Source organism: Nocardioides yefusunii (assembly GCF_004014875.1).
Taxonomy (GTDB): domain Bacteria; phylum Actinomycetota; class Actinomycetes; order Propionibacteriales; family Nocardioidaceae; genus Nocardioides; species Nocardioides yefusunii.
Genome location: NZ_CP034929.1, coordinates 1690567 through 1705719, shown reverse-complemented (window position 1 = coordinate 1705719; position 15153 = coordinate 1690567). Strand labels below are relative to the sequence as shown.

The following is a 15153-nucleotide window of genomic DNA, read 5'->3' as shown; positions in this document are numbered from 1 at the left end:
ATCCTGTTCCGCAACGCGCTTCCTCCGTGCGGCCCATGCTCACCTGTCGGGTAGGTTGGCGCGGTGACCGTGGTCAACGTGCTGCTCCGTCTTCTGGTGGCCGCCCTCTCGGGTCTGGCCCTGTCGGGAGCCTTCGAACCGCTCGCCCACACGTGGATGGCACCACTGGCCGTCGCCGGTCTTGCGCTCGGCGTCCACGGACTCCGTGCGCGCAGTGCGTGGCTGGTCGGCCTCGTCTTCGGCGTTGCCTACTTCTTCACCCTGCAGTGGTGGATGCGCGCGGTGGGACCGGACGCCTGGTTCGGTCTCTCGGCCCTCGAAGCGGCCTTCTACGCGCCGTTGGCGTCGGCGTGGGCCGCGCTGCAGTCACGCGGCCGGTGGTGGCCGTGGTGGTGCGCAGTCGTGTGGGTCGCCGTGGAGTCGGTGCGGTGCACGTGGCCGTTCAGCGGGATGCCGTGGGGGCGACTCTCCTACTCCGTGGCCGACTCGGTCTGGGCGCCCGGGCTGCCCTGGCTCGGGTTCACCGGCACCAGCCTGTTGCTGTGTCTGCTCGGCACGTGCCTGGCGGCGCTGCTGCTCTCTCCGCGGCGCCACAGCCTCACCCGTGTGGGTGTCATGTCGGCCCTCCTGTGCGCCACCCTGCTGCCCTGGGGGGTGCGGGGCGCCTACTCCAGCATCGACGACGGTGCTGGGGAGCGAGCCGTGGTCGCGGTGGTCCAGGGTGACGTTCCGGGCGCCGGTGACGACCTCGTCAGCGTGCACCGTGAGGTCACCGACAACCACGTCCGGGCGAGCGTCGCACTCGCCGACGCGGTCGAGCGCGGCGAGGTGGAGCGCCCTGCGTTCGTGGTGTGGCCGGAGAACTCCACCGCCGTGGACCCGTTCTCGAACTCCAGGACGCGGTCGGGGATCGAGGAGGCCGTACGGGAACTGGGTGTTCCCGTCCTCGTGGGCGCGATGGTCGACGACGTGCGCGACGACCGGGTCCTCAACCAGGGAGTCGTCTGGGACCCCGTGACCGGTCCGTCGGAGCGGTACACGAAGTGGCACCCGGTGCCGTTCGGTGAGTACGTCCCGTGGCGAGACCTGGTCTTCAAGCAGAACCTGGGGCGCCTGCACGAAGTGGGGCGCGACATGCTGAGCGGTGACCGGACCGAACCGTTGAGCATCGCCGGGATCGAGGTTGCCGACGCGATCTGCTTCGACGTTGCCTACGACGACGGGATCCACGCCCAGGTCCGCAACGGTGCCGAACTCCTGGTGGTGCAGACCAGCAACGCCACCTTCATCCACACCGACCAGGTCGACCAGCAGTACGCGATCACCCGCCTGCGTGCCCTCGAGACCGGACGGAGTCTCGCGGTCGCCTCGACCAACGGGATCTCAGGGATTGTCGGCCCCGACGGTTCGACGATCGCACGCGCAGCGAAGCGATCCACGGAAACAGTCGTCGAGGAGGTCGTGCTGCGGGCGGCCGTCACACCTGCGGTGCGGATGGACGCGTGGCCCGGGCGCCTGTCGGTGCTCGCGAGCATCGTGGTTCTGGGCGGTCCACTGCTGAGCCGCACCATGGCCTATATTCGCCGACGGAACAGCCGAGCCCCTAGCCCTGAGGTCATCACGTGAGTGCAGCTCTGCCCGGACGCGTCGTCATGGTCGTCCCGACGTACAACGAGTCCGCGAACATCGAGTGGATCATCGGACGCCTGCGGGAGGCCCAGCCGGGCGTCGACGTCCTGGTGATGGACGACAACTCGCCCGACGGCACGGGTGACATCGTCGACAGGATGGCCGCGGAGGACCCCCAGATCAAGGTGGTCCACCGGACCGAGAAGGCCGGCCTCGGTGCCGCCTACCGCCACGGTTTCCGGGTCGCTCTCGACGCCGGTTACGACGTCATCGGTGAGATGGACGCCGACGGTTCGCACCAGCCCGAGCAGCTGCAGCGCCTGATCGACGCGATCGCCGACGGTGCTGACCTCGTCATCGGTTCGCGCTACGTCCCGGGTGGATCGATCGTGAACTGGCCGCTGCGCCGTCAGATCCTGTCGCGTGGCGGCAACATTTACGTCCGCCTGCTGATCGGTCTCAAGGTGAAGGACGCCACCGCTGGGTTCCGCCTGTTCCGCCGCGGCACCCTCGAGGCGATCGACGTGGAGTCGGTCACCTCCACCGGATACGTCTTCCAGACCGACATGGCCTACCGCACGGTCGCGCAGGGGCTGAAGATCACTGAGGTCCCGATCGAGTTCATCGAGCGCGAGCGCGGCGACTCCAAGATGAGCAAGGACGTCGCCTCGGAGTCGCTGAAGCTGATCACGAAGTGGGGCATCGCGGAGCGACGCCGCCAGATCCGCGCCAAGTTCGGCCGCTGAGCGAGGCACTGAACGCCAGGCTGATCGGCACACCGAAGCAGAGGACGGGCACTCACCGGGAGGTGGGTGCCCGTCCTGCTTGGTGCTCTGGGCGAGAATGGGCCCATGAACGCCCCCCGCGCTGCCCGCACCCGCCGTGTTCCCGGCTGGTTGCTGTTCCTGCTGCTGGTCGTGATGCCGCTGCTCGAACTGTTCGTCCTGATCCGTGTCGGCAAGGTGATCGGTGCAGGTTCCACGATCCTGCTGCTGATCCTCGCCGCGGTGGTGGGTGCCTGGGTGGTCCGCCGTGAGGGCGCACGCGCCTGGCAGGCGTTCAACGGAGCTCTCGGCGCCGGTCGGATGCCGACCAAGGAACTCGCCGACGGCGTCATGGTGCTGGCCGGCGGTGTGCTGATGATGGCGCCCGGCGTGGTCTCCGACCTCATGGGCCTGGTGCTGGTGCTGCCGTTCACTCGTCCGCTGGTGCGCCCGCTGCTGGTCGCAGCGATCGCGCCCAGGATCAAGCAGTCGATGGCATCGAGTCCTCTGGGTGGCTTCGCGACCGGTTTCGGCGGTGACCCGTTCGCCCAGGACCCCTTCGCCGGGCAGCAGGAGCCCCGGGACGCACGACGCCCCGGACCTCAGGACGGTGGTCCTGTGATCCGGGGCGAGGTCGTCGACGACTGACGTCGTCGTGACGTCTGCGTCAGGCGCCAGCCTTGACGCGACGCTTCGCGTTGGCACGGTGCAGGTGCGCGGGGCCGATCTCTCCGCCACGCAGCAGCTCGAGGCGCTCCTTGAGGAGGTCCTCCAGCTCCTTCTCCGAGCGACGCTCCAGGAGCATGTCCCAGTGGGTGCGAGCCGGCTTCTCAGCCTTCTCCTCCGCCTGGACACCCTGGTCGGTCCTCGCCTCGACGCCGCACTTGGGGCACTCCCAGACCGAGGGGATCTCTGCCTCCTCGGACATGGTCACCTCGAACTTGTGTCCGTTGGTGCAGTCATAGGCGACCTGCTGACGGGCGGCGAACTCGATGCCGCGCTCGTCCTCGAAGCTCTGTCCTCCGAGTCGTGCTCCACGCAGTGTGCGCTCTGCCATTGAGCCACCTCACAATCTCATCAGCCCCGTAGTCCCTACGGGGGAGAGACGACCGGGAGGGGGTTCCATGACGCCGTAGGGGGACGGCGTTCTCGGTCGTCGCATCCCCAACCGTAGCGGGCCGTGAACAATTCCGCCTGTTCACCTCGCCTGATGAGTGAGAACACACACGAAACTGCATCCCCACAATGGTGGAACCGTGACCTACCAGGGGGCGGTGAGCTCAGGCAGGCGCGTCGGCGGTGGCGTTGCGGACCTGCAGGAGCAGCACCAGGCCGAGGGCCAGGACAAGCATGATCCCCAGAATGCCGAAGTACTGCGCGTCGTCGTGGGACGACCCCAGGACCGTTGCGCCCACCGTGATCGAGATGGACCACATCGCCGGAGCCAGGAAGCTCACCGCACGTCCGGTGGTGGCGTAGAGGCCGAACATCTCGCCCTCGCGGCCAGCAGGCACCAGGCGCTGCAGGTAGGTGCGTGACGCGGACTGGATCGGCCCGACGAAGATGCACAGCGTCAGACCGAAGATCCAGAAGACCGTCGAGCCACCGTCGTGCAGGACGAAGATCGCCACCGCAGCCACCAGCATCGCCGACAGCGCGCCCACGATGACGCGACGGGCACCGAGGCGGTCGTCCAGGACGCCGAAGGCGATGGTCGCGATCCCGGCCACGACGTTGGCCGCGATGCCGAAGATGATGACGCCGCCGTCGGTGAACCCGAAGGAACCGGCAGCGAGCACGGCGCCGAAGGTGAAGACGCCGGCCAGACCGTCCCGGAACACCGCCGAGGCAAGAAGGAACTTCACCAAGTTGCGGTCGGTGCGCCACAAGCCGCGCACGGTGGCGAACAGTGCCCGGTAGGACGCCGCGATGCTGACCCGCGCGCTGGCCTCCTCCTGCGCCGAAGGCCGGTCGCGCAGGGCCAGGACCACCGGCAGCGAGAAGGCGATCGTCCAGACCGCGCACAGGAGCATGCTGACCCGAACGTTCATGCCCTCGTCGCTGGTGACACCGAAGAGGCCCACCTCGGGGGAGATGAACCCGAAGAAGAGCACCAGCAACAGCACGATCCCACCGAGGTACCCCAGGCCCCACCCGAAGCCCGAGACGCGTCCGACGTTCTCCGGGGTCGAGACCCGGCTCAGCAGTGCGTTGTAGTGGACCGAGGCGAACTCGAAGAAGACGTTGCCCGATGCCAGCAGCAGCAACCCGAGCCACAGGTACTGCTCCTCGGGCTTGACGAAGAACAACAGCGCCGAGACGGCCGCCACCGCGGCGGTGTTGACGGTGAGCCACAGGCCGCGACGTCCGGCCCGGTCTGCTCGCTGTCCGGTCAGTGGCGCAAGTATCGCGATCAGGAGCCCTGCCGCGGCCAGAGTCCAGCCCAGCTTGGTGTCGACGCCCTCGCCGAAGAACGGGGTCCCGTCGTCGTTCTCGCCCTTGAGGTAGACGGTGAAGACGAACGTGGTGATGACGGCGTTGAACGCTGCCGATCCCCAGTCCCACAACGCCCACGACACGACGGGCCACTTGCCCACCGTCGGTGGGGCGGAGGGAGTCGGTGAGGTGGTGGTGCTCATGCGGGGTCCTTCCAGAGACCCAGACGGGTCAGGGTCTGTACGAGGAGGTCGGTGCGGTCGGTCATGATCCCGTCCACGCCGAGGGAGACGAGGTGGGCCATCTCGTCGGGGTCGTCGATCGTCCACACGTGCACGTGCAACCCGTTGGTGTGCGCCCGCGCCACCAGACCCGGCGTCACCACCGTGATTCGTCCCCGGCGGTGCGGCACCTGCAATGCGTCGGGACGCCCGGGCGTCAGCCAACGCGCCAGGACCGCTCCCACCCGGACGCCGGGGAGCAGGCGGTAGAGCACCACCTCGAGGGGGTGAGCGGACGTGGCCACCCGTCCTGCGGTGAGCCGCCGGAACCGTCGCAGACGGCGCCGTGAGAACGACCCCACCAAGACCCGGTCGGTGGCTCCGTGCGCCTCGATCGCCGCCACGAGGGGCTCGACGGCCCCGTCGGCCTTGAGGTCGACGTTGAAGCGTGAGTCGGGGAACGCCGCCAGGAGTTCGGCGAACGTCGGGATCGGCTCGCGGCCGCCGATCAGTGCCTGCTGGACCTCGCGGTGGGAGAGCTGGGCGATCGCACCGGTGCGGTTGGTGACGCGGTCCAGGATCGAGTCGTGGAAGGCCACGAGCACGCCGTCGGCGGTGACGTGGACGTCCGTCTCCAGATAGCGGTAGCCGAGCCCGTGGGCGTGGGTGAACGCGGCCAGCGAGTTCTCCAGTCCGGGAAGGTCGGGGTGGTGCGCGCCGCCGCGATGCGCGAACGGCACCACGGCGACGTCTGCGTCGAGGTAGGCGCGCGGCGCGCGCGGGGACTCAGTGCGGTGGCTCACGCGGAGATTCTGGCACCCCGTGCGCCGTGGTGGGCCGGGACTCGCCTCAGCCGTCGGCGACGGCGCTTTCCGGTGCTGCGCCGGTGCCGCGACGGCGGGCCCGGGTTGACCCGCGGGACTCGCCCACGTTCGCTCTGGCCACAGGGTCGGTGGTCATCAGCAGACGTCGCAGGGTGTCGTAGGTGAGGGTGCGGTAGCGCTCGGCGAGTTCTGCGTCGGCGTTGGCGTCTGCTTGGAACGCGGCCAGCGCGGTGTGGCGGGCGAAGGCACTCTGCAGGGTGCGCTGCGACATCGGCGAGCCGGCCCGGGTGCCCGGCCCGGGCCGCAGGGTGCAGAGCGCCCAGGGGGAGGCGTCGAGGAGACCGCTGTGGCTGCGGCGGGCGCTGAGCCACGCTGCCCAGACGTGCGCGGCACCGGGCACGACGACGTGGCGAGCACCGGAGTCCGGGCCTGCGTCGGGGTGGGTGAGGTGCAGGTCGTCGCCGCTGATCGTGACGTGCTCGGTCTGCAGGCGGGTCCATGCCGGCAGTGGAGCGGGCCAGCTGTGGGCGATCCGCAGCCACACCAGCGCGCGCAGGACGTCGAGGTCGGTGGTCTCGTTGGTCGCGTCGGCGCGCAGCAGCAAGGGGAAGGGCAGCGGTGCGGCGTCGGGGTCCCGGGTGGTGATGCGGGGGACGGGCAGGTGGCAGTACCGCGCGACCTTGGCGTACAGCACGCAGGTGGAGGCTGCCCACTCCATCGATTCGGCGAGTGCTGCCATGCCGGAACTGGGCCACGAGGGCCCGTCGAGTGCGTGCGGGTGGAGGCCGTGCTCGACGGCTGCGCGCTTCAGTGCAGCGAAGGCCGGTTCGTATCCCGGGGGAGGGATCAGACGGTCCCAGGCTGCCGTGACGGCAGCAGGGGAGACCTCGAGGTCGCGGTCGGAGAGCCCGGGCAGTCCTTGGTCGAACGGGGAGACCAGCGCGTGAGCGTCGTCGGGGTGAGGAACTTCGCGGATCTCGTCGTCACGACGGCTGCCAGCACTCTGCATGCCATCACCCTACGTGACCGTTAAGCGCAACACCAGAAAGTCTGAGAGGTAGTCGACGTAAACCATGTCGCTCACGCTCACCCCGCACCTACGGCGAGGGGTTCATCCCTGGTGGCCCACTGCGCCCGGTACTGAGTCGACGAGGTCGTGCGTCATCTCCTGCTCGGCCCTCAGGCGCGCGAGCTCCCGGTCGCGCGCCACGTACCCGCGTCGGGTGGCGCCATCACGTCCCTGGATCAGCAGGCGCGTCTGGTCGAGGCCGAGCAGCAGGGGACGGGCTGCCCGGAGCACGAACTTGGCGACACCGTCGGGCACGTCGAGTGCATCGGCTGCCTGCTGGCCGAGGAAGATCCGCGACATCCCGTACATGGTGCTGAGGGCGAACTTCTGTCGCCATGCGTCGGGTCCGGGCAGCATGGCCGCGAGCTGAGGAGCCAGGTACTGCTCGGTGAGGGCGCGACAGAACGCCTTGCTGTGCTCGTCGGGTCCGGGGGAGGTGAGGGAGTAGAACTCCTCGATCCGGACGTGGTCGGCCTCGTCGACGGGGTTGAGTGCCTCCTCGACCCCGATCAGGTGCCCGACGTAGCGCCACAGGTGGTAGACGTCGGCGAGCTCGTCGGGACGCAGCCTCGCCCCGAGACGCTCCATCGCCGCCAGGGAGACGTGACCGAACTCCGCCAGGGTGAACGCCATGTAGGACTGCGGCACCGGCACGCCCCATCGGGCCTCGTCCCAGTCGGGGAGTGCCCCCACGTGACGCCTGACGTGGGCATGGATCATCCGCACCCGGACGGTGTGCTGGAAACCGGGTCCGTCGACTTCCATGCCGCCGCGACGCGTGATCTGCTGCAGCCAGGCTCCGACCTCGATCGACCGTACGGCGGGCTCGTTCCCGTAGCGGCCGGTGAGCACCAGAGGCATCGCTGCCACTCGGTTGTCGGCGCCGCGCAGCAGGGAGGCAGCGCCCAGGACCAGCCCCCACTGGGCTGTGTAGCGGACCAGGACGTCCGCGGCCCGGTCGAGACGGTCGCGTTCCAGCCACTCCGGGGCGGTGCTCACCTGGGTCAGCAGGGCGCGCGCCGATGCGGGAAAGCTGGCAGGGAGGGCGTCGAGGTCACCGATGCCGTCGCGCAGAGCCGTGCGGACGGCGCGTCCGGCTGCGGAGTCGGTGTCGTTGACGACGGCGTCGGCCAAGGGGTCCTGCTGCCACATCCCCGCAGCCCAGGCGTGACCGCTCCGTCCCCGGGACGCGAGGAGACCGGTGACCTGCGGGAGGTCGGTGGGCAGCGGGATGACGTCGTCCATCCAGCCATCCAAGCGTCCCCGGCCCGAGCGGGACAAGGGGCTGGGGACGCCTGGTGTCAGGAGAAGCGGTTGACGCGCTTGCGGTGTGCGCGGCCGTTGGCGTTGTCGATGCTGCTGGAGGTGGTGCCGTTGCGGTCGCCGACCTTGCGTTCGCCGCCGGTGACGGGCTGGGCCTCGATCGTGGTCTCGCGTTCGAAGTCGTGACTCTTGTCGGTGTTGCGGTAGTAGCGGTAGAGGCTCCAGTAGACGAGGCCGGCGCCAGCGGGTCCGAGGGCGAGCAGCAGGAGGATTCCGCCGTCGTCGTCGGTGTCGTAGCTGTCGTACTCGGCGGCGCGGAGGACGTCGAGGCCGAGCTGCAGGGTGGCGGGGTCGAGGAGGGTCGCGAGGATGCTCACAGGGTCGCTCCGATGATGGCCAGGGCGATGCCTTCGAGGACGGTGCCGGTGGTGAGTGCGGCCATCAGGAGGCGTCCGTGGGAGACCGGGACCGATCCCATGGTCTCGCCGGTGCGGCCGTTGACGGCGATGTAGTGGACCATCGGGCGGCCCTTGTGCTCGTGGTAGTAGGAGTACAGCCAGACCGGGAGGTACATCGAGACCCATCGGGTGCCGTGGACGTCGATCTTCTCGTTCTCCCAGCGGACTCCGCGGTCGAACTTCTTGATGCTCTTCTCGACCTGGGAGCGGGTGATGGAGAGCAGTTGGTCCTCGAGGACGGGAACCATGGTGGAGACGTCCTGGTCGCGTCGTTCAGAGGTGTAGCCGACCAGGTAGTTGGCGTTCCACCGGACGGCGTTCTTCGTGTCGAAGGGCAGGATCGTGTTGATGACGTTGTTGGTGTTGACCCGCACGTCGGAGGTACGGCTGGTGGCGGACTCGATGGTGAGGTCGTCGACGGTGAAGGTGACGTTGCGTTCGACCTGGTAGACGTCGGCGTCGTAGTAGGTGGTCTCGGTCTCGCCGTGCTTGCGGGTGTAGCGGCGGGTCTCGATCTCGCCCTTGCCTGCGACGGTGCCGGTGGCGCGTGAGTCGACGACCATGTAGGGCAGGTAGACGCCGACGACGTTGCCGGGGGTGAACTCCTTGCGGAAGGTGCGGTCGGCGAACAGCCGTCGGGATCCGGCGAAGTCGGAGATGTGCTTGACCGCCTGGTCGCGGGTCACCTTGAACGGGAGCACGGCGTCAGGGACGGCGCCGTTGGGCATCTGTTCGTTGACGGTGAGGACGTGACGGCACCAGTGGCAGCGTGACGACATCGACTCGGAGGTGTTGACCACGACTTCGGCGCCGCAGCCACCGCACTTGAAGGAGGCCATGCCTTCGTCGGAGGTGATGTCGCTGGCTCCGGAAGCGATGGTGGTCCCGGAGAGGTCGTCGAGGGTTCCGTCGCCGCTGATGGTGGGGTCGATGCTCTCCTCGGCCCATTCGTGGCGGCAGAAGAGGCAGATCAACATCTGGGTGCTGACGCGGAGCTGGATCTCGGTGGAGCCGCACTTGGGGCAGCGGTTGACGCCGTCGTGCAGGGCGGTGTTGCGGGTGTCGATGACCGGATCGGGCTCGGCGGCGCCGGGATTGACGACGGTGTCGGTGACGGGATCGTCGGCGGCGAGCACGGGGTCGTGTCCTGGCTCGCCGGAGACGGTCGGGTCGGTGCTCATCGGTTGGGTTCTCCCGGTGGTGGTGCGGTGGCGGAGGGACGACGGGTCGCGCCCCGGGGAGTGGTTCTCCGGGGCGCGACCGGGTGGGTCACAGACCGAGTGCCTTGGCCTTCGCCGCGTCGTAGTCCTCCTGGGTGATGAGGCCGGCGTCGAGCATCTGCTTGGCCTTGGTGAGGATCGCCATCGGGTCGTCGGCGGCCGGTGCAGCAGCTGCGGGAGCCGGGGCTGCGGGGGCTGCCTGGGCGGGCGCGGAGTTGGCGCCGACTCCGGGGACAGGCTGCTGGAGGCCACCGATGCCGATGCCTCCGGCGGCCATGCCCATGCCGATCATGCCTCCGGGGCCCGCGTTCTCGCCGGCGGCCTGCATGCCGGCGGCGACGGAGGCCTGGAGGTTGGAGTTGCCGCGGGCGCCGGAGAGGGCGTCGGCCCGCTGGACGTTCTTGAGGAGCTCGCGGGTGTTCTCGTCGTACTCGATCGCGATGATGGCGGTGGAGACGATCTGGAGGCCGCGGCCGGTGGACCAGGCGTAGTTGGTCTCGACGGCGGCCGACAGGCTCTGTGCGAAGCCGACGGAGTCCTGCTGGATCTTGGTGATCCGGTTCCCCTTGGAGGGGTCGTTGGTGTACATCGAGAACGCGGGAGCCAGCGAGCCCACGACTTCGTTGAAGAGCTGCGAGGCGGCGTCGTTGTCGATGTCGGTGAAGTCGAAGACCTTGCCGGGCTCGAGGTACGCGGCGGGCACGAAGGCCTTGATGAAGAGGAGCGGGTCGACGATCTTGAGGGTGTAGGTGCCTCGGGTGACCGCGCCGACCTGGGCGTTCATGTAGGCGTCGTCCCAGTAGATCTCCGACTGGGTGCCGAAGCGGTTGTTGGGGATCTCCTTGAGCGTCACGAAGTAGGCGCGCTGCTGGGCGGAGGGACGTCCGCCGAACTTGAAGCGCTCCCAGGTGTTCTTGATCAGCGGGGAGACGATGCCGTCGCCGGCGAAGATGGAGGAGGAGTCGCCTGCCTCGGAGTTCCACTCGTAGGCGCCTGCCTCGGCGGCGAAACCGGTGATGGCTCCGTCCTGCATGAGGACGAGGCCGTAGCCCTCGGGGACGACGATCTTGGAGCCGTTGGTGATGACGCCGTCGGATCCCTTGGTGTTGGACCCCCGGCCCGCGTTCTGGCCGCGCGGTACGGCGGCGAAGAGTGCTGCGGTGGGTGCGAGGCCGTCGGGGACCGTGTAGAAGTCCTTCCACTGGTCGGCAAGTGTGCCGCCGAGTGCGCCGATCGCTGCCTGGATGAGTCCCATGTCTACTGGCCTTCCGTGTTCGCCTGGTGTCGACGGGTCTGACCTTATCCGGACGCAGTGCACCTCGGGACGGGTTCGGCCTCGGCGACGTCACCCCGAGAGGTCACGTCGGTGCAGGATCCGCCAGCCCCCGGTGGTGGCGACAAGGGTGTAGTCGCGGTCCACGATCCGTTGGGCGCTGGCGTGGGTGAGGCCGAGTCCCGCCAGTGACGTGCCGTGGACGACCAACCAGTCCGGCGCCTCGGGGGAGGTGAGTACCGCGGTGAGTTCACTCAGGAGGGGATCGCGGACGCGGGTGGGCAGCACCCACAGGTGCTCGTAGGGGCTGGTGAGTCCGGAGTCGCGCAGGACGTTGGGGTGACCGAACGCGACCACCAGGGTGTCCCCGGCCCGAGCGTGGGCGCGGAGGTGGGTGACGACGGCTGCGTCGTCGTCGGCGCGTCCGGGGGCGTGATCGACGACGACGAGCTGCACCACTGCGGCCACCAGTGCCACAGCGAGCGCTGCACGGAGCAGGCGGACCGGGCGGGTGCTGGCGACCAGCAGGACGACTCCGGGGGTCAGGCCGATCAGGTAGTGGCTCCAGTAGCCGCCTCCGGCGACGATCGCGACGATCTCCCAGGTCAGGAGTGCCAGGGCGGTGATCCGCAGAGCCCGCTGTCGGGGATCGGCGGGGCGTCGGACCAGGCAGGCCGCCACGACCAGGGGCACCGCGCTCAGCAGTGCGGTCCAGGCCAGAGCGACGCGACGTCGGTCCGCTCCGGCATCAGGCAGATTCGCCATCGAGTGGGCCGCATCCAGACGGAACACGACGACGGCGTCCCACAGGTCGGCGGGACTGGTGCCGGCCAGTGCAGCGAGGGCGAGTACTGCGAGGACCGTGAGCAGTGCTCCCGCGATGCCCGCGGCGAGAAGACGTCCCGTGGCGCGGCGCTCGGGTTGTGTGCCTCGCCAAGCGACAACACCCAGCAGGACCACGACCAGGACGAACCCGTCGACGACGTTCTGCTTCACCAGGAACGCACACGCTGCGGCACACCCCGATGCGGCGGCCCAGACCCCGGTCCGTCGGGTGGCATCGAGAGCTCGCAGGAGTGCCCAGGCGCTGGCCAGGACGAAGGGCACGGCGAGGAGTTCACCGTTGATGGCGAACGGTTCGAAGGACGCCATGGTGAGCATGACTGCGGCTGTCACGGCAGCCGGAGTTCCACCGATGCGGCTCGCCAGGAGGATGCTGGCGAGGGTGGCGAGCATTCCGATCACGCGGAGCGCGACAGTGCCCCCGCAGGCGTCGGCGAGAGCGAAGAGCGCCATCAGCAGTGGCGGCCGGTCGACGAAGTGGTCTCCGTAGGTGGAGGTGCCCGGACGCCACTGAGCTGCGGCGTGCAGGTAACCACCCTCGTCGGCGGCGAGTGGCAACCCGACGAGGGCGATGCGCACGGCTAGAGCGAGGAGTGCAGCGATGAGAACAGGCCAGGTCAGGGCACTGCTGCGCTGCGACGTGTCGTGGGTCCCGGTTCGCACTGGGTCAGTATGGACTCCGCCCGGCCCTCGCGTCGGCGGTGTTCAGTTCTTGCCTGTGTCTCTCAAGGAGCGTTGACACATCGACGGCTACGGGGAATCGTCGCACCAGGTGGCCCTGCCGGGGCCGGTGCGAACGGAGCGGTAGGCAGTGGCCCTCGGACCTTCTTCAGCGCCCGCAGACGTCGTCCTGCGGTACGGCGAAATGCTCGGCGCAGGTGACGCCGACGCGATCCTCGAGCTGTACACCGCGAATGCCGAGATCGTGCCCGAGGGGCTGCGCAGTGTGCGTGGCACTGCTGCGGTGCGGCAGTTCTACCTCGACACGTTCGCCACCATCCGGATCGAGGGGCAGTTGCAGGTCACGTCCACGGTCGTGAGCGAGGAGATGGCGGTGGTGCGCTGCGAAGAACCTGCACGGGTGCACACCGTGGCTGACGGCAGCGTGCGGGCGTCGTGGTTCCGGGAGACGTTCGTGCTCGTCCCTGCGGGTGAGGGTGAGCCGGGAGGGTGGCGGATCCGGCTCTACATGTTCTCCGAGAACCCCGCGCAGCTCACCTGAGCCAGAGGTCCGCGACGTCCGGGCCGTTCTCGCTGGAGAGAACGCGAGAACGTCAGGGAATGGAACCTCATTGTCTGTAGTTACAGACAATGAGGGGTTCGTGCAGATCAGCCGATCGCAGCGATCCCGACCATCCATCCCCAGGAGCACGCCATGACCTCGATCGCGTTGATCGGCCCGGGCCGCCACGGCACCGCCATCGCCCAACTGTTCGCCTCGCACGGCGTCGACGTCGTGCTCCACCACCACCGACGCGACAAGGCAGAAGCCGCCGCTGCAGCGGTTCGCCTCGTTGCCAACGACGCAGACGTCACCGTCGCCGACACCGCCCGTGACGCCGTCGAGGGCCAACGCTTCGTCTTCCTCACCACTCTGTGGGACGCACCCCAACGTGCGGTGATCGCCGAACTGGGGGACGGCCTCGTGGGCAAGATCCTCGTCGACGTCTCCAACCCGCTCGACGTCACCCCGCAGGGCATCATTCCCCGCACCCCGCCCCAGGGCTCCGCCGGCGGGTTCGTGGCCAGCCTGCTCCCTGCCGGGACCGGACACGTCAAGGTGTTCTCGATGCTCCCCACGGCCGCGATCCGTGCCGCCGCCGACCTCGACCCGATCGCAGCCCTTCCGTTCGCCGCTGACTCCGACGCCACCGCGTCCCCGGCCCGTGAACTCCTCGCACTCACCGGCTGGAAGCCTTGGTTGGTCGGGGACCTGTCGGTCTCGGGTGACCTCGAGATCGGCGGCCGGTTCAACCGCGCCCCGGGCCACTGGGGACGCGCCGTGCTCAGCGCCGAGGAGATGGCCGCCTTCGCAGGCCCCGAACCCACCCTCGGCTGAGCCTGACCCTCAGCTGCCCACACGCAACCGTCTTCGTTCCAACTGTCGAAAGGACACTGACATGAACACCGAGATGAACACTCGCAACTCCACCGCATCTACTGCGCCCGCCGCCACCGGGCGCACCATCAACCTGGGACGCCCCTGGCAGGGCACCGGCCCGTTCCTGTTCGCCGTGCACCACCTCGACGCCTACCCTGCGGGCACTGCCGAGATGGCACCCTCTGTCGCCTCGGACGGATCGTGGAGCATGTACCACGGCGACACCGTCCCCGGCTTCCCTGCACACCCGCACCGCGGGTTCGAGACCATCACCGTGGTCACCCAGGGGTACGTCGACCACGCCGACTCCACCGGCGCCAGCGCCCGCTACGGCGCCGGCGACGTGCAGTGGGTGACGGCCGGCAACGGTGTCTCCCACGCAGAGATGTTCCCGCTGCTCAGCACTGATGGCCCCAACACCTTCGAGCTGTACCAGGTGTGGCTCAACCTCCCCGCCAAGGACAAGAGCGCCCCGGCCGAGTTCACCATGCAGTGGAACGAAGCCATCCCCGTCGTCACCCGCGACGGCGCCAGCGTCAAGGTGATCGCCGGAACCTTCGAGGACGTCACCGCGCTGGCACCCCCGAGTCGTTCGTGGGCGGCAGATTCTTCCTCCGACCTCGCGCTCTGGCTCGTCACCCTCGCCCCCGGGGCGCAGTTGACGTTGCCCGACGTGGGCACTGATCGCACCGAACGCGCCCTCTACGTCCACGGCCACGCCGCATCGGTCGACATCAACGGCACGCTCGTCGCCGAAGGCGTCGGGTTCGAGCAGACCAGCCGCGGCGAACTCCTGCTGCAGGCCGGAGACGCGGGCGCCACCGTGCTGGTGCTCGCCGGCGTCGGTCTGGACGAGCCGGTCGCGGCACACGGACCGTTCGTGATGAACACCCAGGCCGAGATCGTCGAGGCGTTCGAGGACTACCGACGCACCGAGTTCGGTGGCTGGCCGTGGCCGAGTCGCGCGATGGTGCACCCGCGCGAGACTCCGCGTTTCGCCACCCACGGCGACGGACGCGAGGAACGTCCCTGATCCAGGTCGTCGACGACGC

At 68.9% G+C, this 15153-nt stretch carries 15 protein-coding genes; 6 read left to right on the top strand and 9 right to left on the bottom strand.

The window, feature by feature from the left end; translation table 11 throughout:
- The first annotated feature begins 63 nt into the window (after window positions 1-63).
- From lnt to EOV43_RS07745, 3 genes are all read left to right on the top strand, one after another.
- A complete protein-coding gene (gene lnt / locus EOV43_RS07755) occupies window positions 64-1626 on the top strand; it encodes an apolipoprotein N-acyltransferase (RefSeq protein ID WP_128220759.1) in 1563 nt (520 codons plus the stop codon).
- The gene (locus tag EOV43_RS07750) at window positions 1623-2375 is read left to right on the top strand and encodes a polyprenol monophosphomannose synthase (RefSeq protein WP_239022019.1); all 753 of its coding nucleotides are present in this window, start codon (window positions 1623-1625) and stop codon (window positions 2373-2375) included. The genes lnt and EOV43_RS07750 overlap by 4 nt, the downstream gene beginning before the upstream one ends.
- 105 nt (window positions 2376-2480) lie before the next feature.
- Window positions 2481-3041 carry an FxsA family protein gene (locus EOV43_RS07745; RefSeq protein WP_128220757.1) on the top strand — a complete coding sequence of 187 codons (561 nt, stop codon included), beginning with the start codon at window positions 2481-2483 and terminating at the stop codon, window positions 3039-3041.
- Between the two features lie 19 nt (window positions 3042-3060).
- On the opposite strand, the gene EOV43_RS07740 is transcribed toward EOV43_RS07745, so the two are convergent.
- The 9 genes from EOV43_RS07740 to EOV43_RS07700 form a co-directional block, all read right to left on the bottom strand.
- Window positions 3061-3450, bottom strand: a complete 390-nt coding sequence (locus EOV43_RS07740; RefSeq protein ID WP_128220755.1) for an RNA polymerase-binding protein RbpA — start codon at window positions 3448-3450, stop codon at window positions 3061-3063.
- Between the two features lie 223 nt (window positions 3451-3673).
- A complete protein-coding gene (locus EOV43_RS07735; protein WP_128220753.1) occupies window positions 3674-5032 on the bottom strand; it encodes an MFS transporter in 1359 nt (452 codons plus the stop codon).
- The gene (locus EOV43_RS07730; protein ID WP_239022018.1) at window positions 5029-5853 is read right to left on the bottom strand and encodes a glycerophosphodiester phosphodiesterase family protein; all 825 of its coding nucleotides are present in this window, start codon (window positions 5851-5853) and stop codon (window positions 5029-5031) included. The genes EOV43_RS07735 and EOV43_RS07730 overlap by 4 nt, the downstream gene beginning before the upstream one ends.
- A gap of 46 nt (window positions 5854-5899) precedes the next feature.
- Window positions 5900-6883 (bottom strand): hypothetical protein, encoded by a 984-nt coding sequence (locus EOV43_RS07725; protein WP_128220751.1) that lies wholly within the window; start codon window positions 6881-6883, stop codon window positions 5900-5902.
- A gap of 102 nt (window positions 6884-6985) precedes the next feature.
- Window positions 6986-8188, bottom strand: coding sequence for an oxygenase MpaB family protein (locus EOV43_RS07720; RefSeq protein ID WP_128220749.1), 1203 nt, complete (start codon window positions 8186-8188; stop codon window positions 6986-6988).
- A gap of 56 nt (window positions 8189-8244) precedes the next feature.
- Window positions 8245-8583 (bottom strand): hypothetical protein, encoded by a 339-nt coding sequence (locus EOV43_RS07715; RefSeq protein WP_206611288.1) that lies wholly within the window; start codon window positions 8581-8583, stop codon window positions 8245-8247.
- Window positions 8580-9845 carry a hypothetical protein gene (locus EOV43_RS07710; protein ID WP_206611287.1) on the bottom strand — a complete coding sequence of 422 codons (1266 nt, stop codon included), beginning with the start codon at window positions 9843-9845 and terminating at the stop codon, window positions 8580-8582. Before EOV43_RS07710 ends, EOV43_RS07715 begins: the two co-directional genes overlap by 4 nt.
- An 88-nt stretch (window positions 9846-9933) precedes the next feature.
- On the bottom strand, window positions 9934-11139 hold the full coding sequence (locus EOV43_RS07705; RefSeq protein WP_128220747.1) for an SHOCT domain-containing protein: 1206 nt from the start codon (window positions 11137-11139) through the stop codon (window positions 9934-9936).
- Between the two features lie 90 nt (window positions 11140-11229).
- Window positions 11230-12663 (bottom strand): hypothetical protein, encoded by a 1434-nt coding sequence (locus EOV43_RS07700; RefSeq protein WP_128220745.1) that lies wholly within the window; start codon window positions 12661-12663, stop codon window positions 11230-11232.
- A 148-nt stretch (window positions 12664-12811) separates the two neighbouring features.
- Between EOV43_RS07700 and EOV43_RS07695 the strand changes: the two genes are divergently transcribed.
- From EOV43_RS07695 to EOV43_RS07685, 3 genes are all read left to right on the top strand, one after another.
- Window positions 12812-13222 carry a YybH family protein gene (locus tag EOV43_RS07695; RefSeq protein WP_277745805.1) on the top strand — a complete coding sequence of 137 codons (411 nt, stop codon included), beginning with the start codon at window positions 12812-12814 and terminating at the stop codon, window positions 13220-13222.
- Window positions 13223-13375: 153 nt separating this feature from the next.
- Window positions 13376-14059, top strand: a complete 684-nt coding sequence (locus EOV43_RS07690; protein ID WP_128220741.1) for an NADPH-dependent F420 reductase — start codon at window positions 13376-13378, stop codon at window positions 14057-14059.
- Between the two features lie 61 nt (window positions 14060-14120).
- Complete coding sequence (locus EOV43_RS07685) at window positions 14121-15134, top strand: pirin family protein (protein WP_128220739.1); 1014 nt, start codon at window positions 14121-14123, stop codon at window positions 15132-15134.
- The last annotated feature ends 19 nt before the right edge of the window (window positions 15135-15153 follow it).

Excerpts from the sequence above, each read along its gene's own strand:
- EOV43_RS07705 (WP_128220747.1), bottom strand. The coding sequence starts at position 11,139 with ATGGGACTCATCCAGGCAGCGATCGGCGCACTCGGCGGCACACTTGCC.
- EOV43_RS07690 (WP_128220741.1), top strand. The coding sequence starts at position 13,376 with ATGACCTCGATCGCGTTGATCGGCCCGGGCCGCCACGGCACCGCCATC.
- EOV43_RS07685 (WP_128220739.1), top strand. The coding sequence starts at position 14,121 with ATGAACACCGAGATGAACACTCGCAACTCCACCGCATCTACTGCGCCC.
- EOV43_RS07725 (WP_128220751.1), bottom strand. The coding sequence starts at position 6,883 with ATGCAGAGTGCTGGCAGCCGTCGTGACGACGAGATCCGCGAAGTTCCT.
- EOV43_RS07710 (WP_206611287.1), bottom strand. The coding sequence starts at position 9,845 with ATGAGCACCGACCCGACCGTCTCCGGCGAGCCAGGACACGACCCCGTG.
- EOV43_RS07745 (WP_128220757.1), top strand. The coding sequence starts at position 2,481 with ATGAACGCCCCCCGCGCTGCCCGCACCCGCCGTGTTCCCGGCTGGTTG.
- EOV43_RS07735 (WP_128220753.1), bottom strand. The coding sequence starts at position 5,032 with ATGAGCACCACCACCTCACCGACTCCCTCCGCCCCACCGACGGTGGGC.
- EOV43_RS07740 (WP_128220755.1), bottom strand. The coding sequence starts at position 3,450 with ATGGCAGAGCGCACACTGCGTGGAGCACGACTCGGAGGACAGAGCTTC.
- EOV43_RS07720 (WP_128220749.1), bottom strand. The coding sequence starts at position 8,188 with ATGGACGACGTCATCCCGCTGCCCACCGACCTCCCGCAGGTCACCGGT.